Annotated in this window: 8 protein-coding genes; 3 read left to right on the forward strand and 5 right to left on the reverse strand. The window is 68.9% G+C overall.

Annotation, left to right across the window (positions count from 1 at the left end; genetic code table 11):
- The first annotated feature begins 62 nt into the window (after positions 1–62).
- A complete protein-coding gene (locus E1294_RS37585; protein WP_132515739.1) occupies positions 63–2,339 on the forward strand; it encodes a xanthine dehydrogenase family protein molybdopterin-binding subunit in 2,277 nt (758 codons plus the stop codon).
- 9 nt (positions 2,340–2,348) lie between these two features.
- On the opposite strand, the gene E1294_RS53320 is transcribed toward E1294_RS37585, so the two are convergent.
- Entirely contained in the window at positions 2,349–2,519 is a 171-nt protein-coding gene (locus E1294_RS53320; protein WP_165977681.1) for a hypothetical protein, read from the reverse strand.
- Positions 2,520–2,721: 202 nt separating this feature from the next.
- Here E1294_RS53320 and E1294_RS37590 point away from each other — a divergent pair, with 202 nt between their 5' ends.
- Both E1294_RS37590 and E1294_RS37595 read left to right on the forward strand, forming a co-directional pair.
- A complete protein-coding gene (locus tag E1294_RS37590; RefSeq protein ID WP_165977682.1) occupies positions 2,722–3,189 on the forward strand; it encodes an ATP-binding protein in 468 nt (155 codons plus the stop codon).
- Between the two features lie 74 nt (positions 3,190–3,263).
- A complete protein-coding gene (locus E1294_RS37595; RefSeq protein ID WP_132515741.1) occupies positions 3,264–4,073 on the forward strand; it encodes an alpha/beta fold hydrolase in 810 nt (269 codons plus the stop codon).
- 329 nt (positions 4,074–4,402) lie between these two features.
- Here the strand turns inward: E1294_RS37595 and thpD are convergent, their stop codons facing one another.
- Genes thpD through E1294_RS53325 form a run of 4 tightly spaced genes read right to left on the reverse strand, consistent with a single transcriptional unit; the run spans position 4,403 to position 7,172 of the window.
- Positions 4,403–5,314, reverse strand: coding sequence for an ectoine hydroxylase (gene thpD / locus E1294_RS37600; protein ID WP_132515742.1), 912 nt, complete (start codon positions 5,312–5,314; stop codon positions 4,403–4,405).
- The gene (locus tag E1294_RS37605; protein WP_132515743.1) at positions 5,311–5,703 is read right to left on the reverse strand and encodes an ectoine synthase; all 393 of its coding nucleotides are present in this window, start codon (positions 5,701–5,703) and stop codon (positions 5,311–5,313) included. Before E1294_RS37605 ends, thpD begins: the two co-directional genes overlap by 4 nt.
- A gap of 29 nt (positions 5,704–5,732) precedes the next feature.
- Positions 5,733–6,980, reverse strand: a complete 1,248-nt coding sequence (gene ectB, locus E1294_RS37610; protein ID WP_132515744.1) for a diaminobutyrate--2-oxoglutarate transaminase — start codon at positions 6,978–6,980, stop codon at positions 5,733–5,735.
- A gap of 15 nt (positions 6,981–6,995) precedes the next feature.
- Complete coding sequence (locus E1294_RS53325; RefSeq protein WP_165977683.1) at positions 6,996–7,172, reverse strand: GNAT family protein; 177 nt, start codon at positions 7,170–7,172, stop codon at positions 6,996–6,998.
- Between the last annotated feature and the right edge of the window lie 146 nt (positions 7,173–7,318).

Here is a 7,318-nt window from a genome sequence, read left to right on the forward strand (position 1 = left end):
CTGACGTGCACCTTCTCGCGGATGGTATAGACCGTCCGGCGGGCGGCGCGCACAATCGGGGCATGGGAGACGCGTATGTCGGCGCCAGGACGCCGCGACGGGAAGACGCCAGGCTGCTCACCGGAAGAGGAAAGTACGTCGGCGCGGTCCGTCTGCCCGGCATGGTCCACGCCCACGTGGTCCGCAGCCCCATCGCCCACGGCAGGCTGCTCGGCTGCGACGCCAAGGCGGCCTGGGCCGCCGACGACGTGCTCGACGTCATCACCCCCGCCGACGCCCCCGATCTACGCCTGCCCTGCGTGAGCCTGTCGCCCGGCCAGCGCCTCCTGTCCTACCGGGCGCTGGACGACACGATCAGATACGCGGGACAACCCCTCGCCGTCGTCGTCGCCCGTACGCCCGAAGCCGCCAGGGATGCCGCCGACCTCCTCGACCTGGAGCTGGACGAGCTGCCCGCGACAGTCGGGATCGAACGCGCCCTGGAGGACCCCGCACCCCTGCTCTACCCCGACTGGGGCACCAACCTCTTCACCGACTTCACGCTCGGCGACGACGACTGCGCCACCGCCGTCGAGCAGGCCGAGCACGTCGTCGAGATGACCTTCAGGATGGGCCGGGTCTCGCCGTACCCCATCGAACCGCGTGGCGTGGTCGCGGTGTACGCCGACGACGAGCTGACCGTGCACACCTCCTCCCAGGCCCCGCACCACGTGCGGGAGCACCTGGCGGACGCGTTCGGGCTCACGCACGACCGGGTGCGCGTCGTCAGCGGCGACACGGGCGGCGGGTTCGGCGGCAAGGAGCACGTCTACCCCGACGAGGCGCTCATCTGCCTGGCCGCGATGCGCCTGGGCCGCCCCGTGAGCTGGTCGGAGACGCCGGGCGACCGGCTGCTCGCCACGCTGCCCGCGCGGGCGGCCGTGCACCGGGCGCGGCTGGCGCTCGACGGCGAAGGACGGTTCGTGGCCCTGCACGTCGATGTGCTTGGCGACATCGGCGCGCACCCGTCGAACGTCGGCGCCTCGACGTTCGCGGTGACGGCCACGACGTTGCCGGGCCCGTACCGGTTCGACCGGGCGGCGGTGCGCGTGCGCGGCGTCGTCACCAACACCACGCCGACCGGCTCCTACCGCGGCTTCGGCCAGCCGGAGGGCACCCTGACCAGGGAACGCCTGATCGACGAGGCCGCGCGCAGGCTGGGCATCGACCGGGTCGAGCTGCGGCTGCGCAACATGGTGCGGCCGGACGAGCTGCCGTACACGTCGCGCGTCTACCAGCCGTACGACTCCGGCGACTACCCGCTCGCCCTGACGACCCTGCGCGACATGGTCACACCGGTGGAGAAGGACGACGGGCGGCGGCGCGGCATCGGCTTCTCCTGCCACGTCGAGACCACCGGCATGGGCCCCTCGATGGATCTCAAGGCCAGCGGCATCCAGGCGGGCGGCTACGAGACGGCGATCCTGCGCATGGAGCAGGACGCGTCCGTCGTCGTGTCGTCGGGGGTGGTCTCGATCGGTCAGGGCATCGAGACGGCGCTGGCCCAGGTCGCGGCTGATCGGATGGGCGTGCCCATCGACCGGGTGCGGGTGGTGCTGGGTGACACGGCGGCGACACCGTACTCGTCGGTCGGGTCGGTCGGGAGCCGGTCGCTGGCGATCGGCGGCGGCGCGCTCACCCAGGCCGCCGCCCGCCTGCGCGACAAACTCGTCGCCATCGCCGCGCACCGGCTGGAGGCGGCGCCCGACGACCTGGAGGTCGCCGGGGAGGCGGTGCGCGTGAAGGGCGACCCGCAGTCGTCGGTGACGTTGCGCGAGCTGGCCACGGCGGCGTGGCGCGGCTGGGACCTGCCGGACGGCGTCACCCCCGGGCTTGAGGAGCGGGTCAGCTACGACCCGAAGGCGTACACCTTCGCCTACGGCGCGCACGCCGCAGCGGTGGCCGTCGACCCCGAGACCGGGAAGGTCGAGCTGGAGGGCTACTGGGTGGTCAACGACTCCGGCGTGCTGGTCAACCCCACCCTGGTGGAGGGGCAGATCAGGGGCGGCGTGGTGCAGGGCATCGGCATGGCGCTGACCGAGGAGATCGTCTACTCCGAGGACGGCCAGCCGATCACCGACTATCTGCTGCCGACCACGCGCGAGGTGCCGGACATCGAGGTCGTGATGACGCAGACGCCGTCGCCCCTCACACCCGGCGGCATGAAGGGCGTGGGCGAGTCGGGCACGATCGGCCCGCCCGCCGCCATCGCCAACGCGGTCGCCGCCGCCCTTCCGGAGATCGCGGACAAGATCACGGACGTTCCCCTGACGCCCGCCGCCCTGTGGTCACTGCTGTAGGCGCTCCCCTCAGGTGAGGTCCTTCAACTCCTTGCCCGCTTCGAGAAGTGCCTGCTCCAGGGCCTTGCGGCCGGCGGGCTTGGGCGCCTCCGGCCGCGCCGCGCGCCTGGCGGGCCGCTTGGCGGCGTCGAGGCGCGGTTCGGTGTCGGTCTTCGGTGCGTTCTCGTCTGGACTGCTCATGGCACAGTCCGTACCCCGTGCCGCGCACACCGTTTCCGCGCGGGCGGAAAAGAATTCTGATTTCTCGCCGAAGATTCGACCCGAACGGCCTTCTCGTGCGTACACGTTTCGACGGCGCGCCGTACGTCGGTCCATCCATAGGCAGGCCCTCATGTCGAGTGAAACGTGCATTCGTTGCCCCGCCCCACCGGAAAGAGATGCCATGACCTCGCTGCGCTCAGCTCGCCGGAGCCGTATGCAGTACGCGTGGCCGCTGGTCGAAGATGTTCGCACGGTCGGCCAGGCGCGGTCGATCATTCGTGATGAATTAGTCTCCCTGGCTCTTTCCGACGATCTTATCGACGACGCCGTTCTCATGGTGAGCGAATTGATCACCAATGCGTTCATGTACGGCGACGGCCCCTACGAACTCGCGCTTCACGTGGACACCAGAGAGATCATGATCGTGGTCGTGGACAGCAGCCCGTTGTTGCCCGCCCCGTCGCCGGACGACGTGTCGGCCGAGCACGGCCGCGGTCTGCGGATCGTTGCCAGGCTCTCCGACGGTTTCCACGGGTGCCACCCGCAGCGCTACATCACCCATCCCGACCTCGTCGGCAAGGCCACCTGGTTCGCGCTGCCGCGTCAGGGCACGTCCGGCAACGTCGTGCCGATCAGGTCGGGAATCTGACCGACGACGATGAGTTTCGCCGCCGTCGGCGGTCTATCCTCCGTCACCGCGACATCCGAGGAAGGACCTTCACCATGACGACCACGCACACCCTCGTGATCCCCGGCGTGCGGCTGCGTTACGAGGTGCGCGGCACGGGCCCGCTGCTGCTCCTGCTGGGCGCGCCGATGGCCGCCGCGTACTTCGCGCCGCTGGCCGACGCGCTGGCCGGCCACCACACCGTGGTCACCCACGACCCGCGCGGCATCTCCGGCAGTGTGCTCGACGACCCCGCCCAGGACTCCACCCCCGAGCTGAGGGCCGACGACGCCGCCGCCCTCATGGACGTGCTCGGCGCCGAGTCGGCCGACGTGCTCGGCAGCAGTGGCGGCGCGGTGACGGGGCTGGCCCTGGTCGTCCGGCACCCGACGCGGGTGCGCACCCTTGTCGCGCACGAGCCGCCCTGCCTGGAACTGCTGCCCGACGCCGCCGAGCAGCGGGCCGCGACCGAGGACATCATCGAGACCTTCCACCGCGAGGGCGCCGGGCCGGCGTTCGCGAAGTTCATGGCCAACGCCGGCTACGACGGCGACGAGGTTCCCGACGGGGCTCCGGAGGAGCCGAGCGAGCAGGACCTGGCCGACGGCGCCCGCTTCTTCGCCCACGAGCTACGCGGCACCACCCGTTACGTGCCCGACGCCGGCGCGCTCAAGGCCGGCCCGGCCCGGGTCGTGGTGGGCGTCGGCGCGGACTCGGGCCGGCTGCTCACCTACCGCACGTCCGTGGCGCTGGCCGACCTGCTGGGCACGGCGCCCGTCGTCTTCCCCGGCGACCACGGCGGTTTCACGGATCAGCCGGAGGAGTTCGCGGAGACGCTGCGCAAGGTGCTGGCGGCACTCGCCTGAGGAACCCGCTGGTGCGCCGGTCCTGCGGTGGCCCACGATCGTCTCGACGGTCACGGCGTCCTCGGACGTGATGCCCGCACCCAGGCGGACCACCTCGTCATCCAGGGCCGGATCGGGTGCTCAGTTGTGGTTGCCATGCTTCCTGCTCGCGTGTTCGGCGTCGACGCCGGCTTTCACGTGATTGATCGCTTCTGCCGATGTGGTGTCACCGCGGTCAGATCACCCTCCAGCGCCCGACGCCCAGACCGGCGCGGGGCCGGTCTGGGCGTCGTGGTCGGACGAGGCCGGTCGGGTTCATCATCGCGGAACCCGTCGGCGTTCGCGTGCTCTCAGCCGCCGACGGGCGTGAAGTCGCGCGCGGCGATGAAGTCGGGCCGGCGCGAGGACGCGGCGTACGGCTCCACGCAGGTGTTCTCGACGCTGTTGAACACGACGAAGATGTTCGAGCGCGGGAAAGGCGTGATGTTGCTGTTGGACCCGTGCATGCAGTTGCAGTCGAACATGGTCGCCGAACCGGCGGCTCCGGTGAACACCTCGATGCCGTGCTTGTCGGCGAGGACGGACAGGCTGCTGGGATCGGGCGTGCCGATCTCCTGCTGCTGCAGCGACGCCTTGTAATGATCATCGGGAGTCTGCCCCACGCAGGACACGAAGCTCTTGTGCGACCCCGGCATGATCATCAGCGCGCCGTTGTGCAGGAAGTTCTCGGTCAACGCGATGGAGATGCTCACCGCGCGCATCCTGGGCATCCCGTCCTCGGCATGCCAGGTCTCGAAGTCGGAGTGCCAGTAGAAGTCCTTGCCGTTGAATCCGGGCTTGAAGTTCACCCGGCTCTGGTGCACGTAGACGTCGGAGCCGAGGATCTGTCGGGCCCGGCCCACCACGCGCGGATTGGACACCAGCTCGGCGAAGACCTGACTGATCTTGTGCACCTCGAAGATCGACCGGATCTCGTTCGACCCGGGCTCGGTGATCGTGCGCTCGTCCGAAAGGATCTTCTGGTCCTCCGACAGCCGGCGCAGCTCGCCACGGTAGAGCTCGACCTCGTCGGGCTCGAGGAGCCGGTCGACGGACAGGAAACCGTTCTCCCCGTACGCGTTCAGCGTCTCGGCGTCGATGGGCCCGTCGTCCGGTCCTCCGTACACCACCGGGTCCTGCCGGTACAGCAGGGCGGGCTCCTTGGCGCTCCGGGTGGGGTAGGGGTCGCGCTGGGTCGGGTTGAGTCCTTCGGTCAAGGTCATGCTTCCTCCTTGATCAATGGGTAGACGCCGTTCTCGTCGTGCACTTCCCTGCCGGTGCAGGGCGGATTGAAGACGCAGACGGTGCGCACGTCCGTACGCGCGCGGAGGGTGTGACGCTCGTGGCCGTCGAGGAGGTACATGGTGCCCGGTTCGATCCGGTGCTTCTCACCGGTCTCCTCGTTGGTGAGCTCGCCCTCGCCCTCGACGCAGAAGACGGCTTCGACGTGGTTCGCATACCACATCGAGGTTTCGGTACCGGCGTACAGAACGGTCTCGTGCAGCGAGAAGCCGACTTTCTCCCTAGCTAGCACCAGCCGCCGGCTGCGCCAGGTCGGCGCCTCCACATCGCGTTCGGTCCCGGTGATGTCCTTCAGCGAGCGAACGATCATATTGTCTCCTTTCAGCCGGTTTCGGATTTTCAGACCAGGACGGTTTTCACCGAGTCGGCGATGATGTCCAGACCTTCCGCGAGTTCGTCGGGGGTCGAGGTGAGCGGCGGCAGGAGTTTCACCACCTCGCTCTCCGGGCCGGAGGTCTCCAGCAGGAGGTTCCGCTCGAAGGCCGCCGCGCAGACCGCGGAGGCGTGCGCGGGCTCGGTGAAGGCGAGCCCCTGCGCCAGCCCGCGGCCCCGGGTGCCGCTCACGCCCTCGGGGTGTGCGGCGGCGACCCGGTCCAGCGCCTCCTGCACCTGCTCGCTCTTGGCGATGGTCTGCTTCTCCATCCCGTCGTCGGCCCAGAAGTGCTGCATCGCGGCGGTCGCGGTGACGAAGGCCGGGTTCGGGCCCCGGAACGTTCCGTTGTGCTCGCCCGGGTCCCAGACGTCCAGCTCGGGCTTGAGCAGGGTGACGGCGAACGGCAGCCCGTAGCCGCTCAGGGACTTCGACAGGCAGACGATGTCGGGCGTGATCCCGGCCTGCTCGAAACTGAAGAACGGCCCGGTGCGCCCGCATCCCATCTGGATGTCGTCCACGATGAGCAGAATCTCGTGCTGCCTGCAGAGCTCGGAGAGACCGCGCAGCCATTCCGGGCTGGCCGCGTTCAGTCCGCCCTCCCCCTGCACGGTTTCGACGATGACCGCGGCCGGTGTGTCCAGTCCGCTGCCGCTGTCGGCGAGCAGCCGCTCGAAGAGCAGGAAGTCGGGCGTCTGGCCGTCGAGATAGTTGTCGAACGGCATCGCGAGGGTCTGCAGGGGGATTCCCGCGCTCCTGCGCTTCATCGAGTTGCCCGTCACCGCGAGCGCCCCGAGCGACATGCCGTGGAAGGCGTTGGTGAAGCTCACGACGGTGTTGCGGCCGGTGTACTTTCTGGCCAGCTTCAGCGCCGCCTCGACGGCGTTGGCGCCGCCGGGCCCGGGGAACTGGACGCGGTAGTCGAGGCCGCGCGGTTTCAGGATCACATCACGGAACGTCTCCAGGAACTCCCGTTTGGCGACGGTGTACATGTCGAGGCTGTGGATGATGTTGTCGCCGCTGAGGTACTCCAGCAGATTCTCTTTCAGATGCGGGTTGTTGTGGCCGTAGTTGAGAGTGCCGGCGCCCGCGAAGAAGTCGAGGAACGGACGCCCTTCCTCGTCGTAGAGGTGGCTTCCCGTGGCCTTGCGGAAAGTGGCGGGCCATCCCCGGCAGTAGCTGCGTACCTCTGACTCGGTGCTTTCGAAAACGTCCATTATTTCAGCTGTCTCCTATTGGGCTTGCTGATCGAGGGGCCCGATTCGATAGAGCACCTCTGCTTGATGTTCCAGGGGGAACAACTCCTCGCCGAGGAGCGGCCGTCGCTCCAGATCCGCCCCTTGGTCGCGGGCGAAGGCGGTGAACAACCGGTCCGAGGCGAGGTTGTCCGGCGTGACGGTGGCCTCCATGAACCGGCACCCGCTACCGGTACTACATTCGTAGATCTTGATTCAAGTCGCTGAGGGCCGGTCTGTGGCCCGTGGAGTATCCTGCGGTGACTTTCGTCTTGACCTACGATCTGGTCGTGTCCTGGGATGCCGATCTGGCCGCGCTG

Origin of the sequence: Nonomuraea diastatica (genome assembly GCF_004349015.1) — a bacterium.
Taxonomy (GTDB): Bacteria; Actinomycetota; Actinomycetes; order Streptosporangiales; family Streptosporangiaceae; genus Nonomuraea; species Nonomuraea diastatica.

Excerpts from the sequence above, each read along its gene's own strand:
- E1294_RS37585 (WP_132515739.1), top strand. The coding sequence starts at position 63 with ATGGGAGACGCGTATGTCGGCGCCAGGACGCCGCGACGGGAAGACGCC.
- E1294_RS53320 (WP_165977681.1), bottom strand. The coding sequence starts at position 2,519 with ATGAGCAGTCCAGACGAGAACGCACCGAAGACCGACACCGAACCGCGC.
- E1294_RS37590 (WP_165977682.1), top strand. The coding sequence starts at position 2,722 with ATGACCTCGCTGCGCTCAGCTCGCCGGAGCCGTATGCAGTACGCGTGG.
- E1294_RS37595 (WP_132515741.1), top strand. The coding sequence starts at position 3,264 with ATGACGACCACGCACACCCTCGTGATCCCCGGCGTGCGGCTGCGTTAC.
- thpD (WP_132515742.1), bottom strand. The coding sequence starts at position 5,314 with ATGACCTTGACCGAAGGACTCAACCCGACCCAGCGCGACCCCTACCCC.
- E1294_RS37605 (WP_132515743.1), bottom strand. The coding sequence starts at position 5,703 with ATGATCGTTCGCTCGCTGAAGGACATCACCGGGACCGAACGCGATGTG.
- ectB (WP_132515744.1), bottom strand. The coding sequence starts at position 6,980 with ATGGACGTTTTCGAAAGCACCGAGTCAGAGGTACGCAGCTACTGCCGG.
- E1294_RS53325 (WP_165977683.1), bottom strand. The coding sequence starts at position 7,172 with ATGGAGGCCACCGTCACGCCGGACAACCTCGCCTCGGACCGGTTGTTC.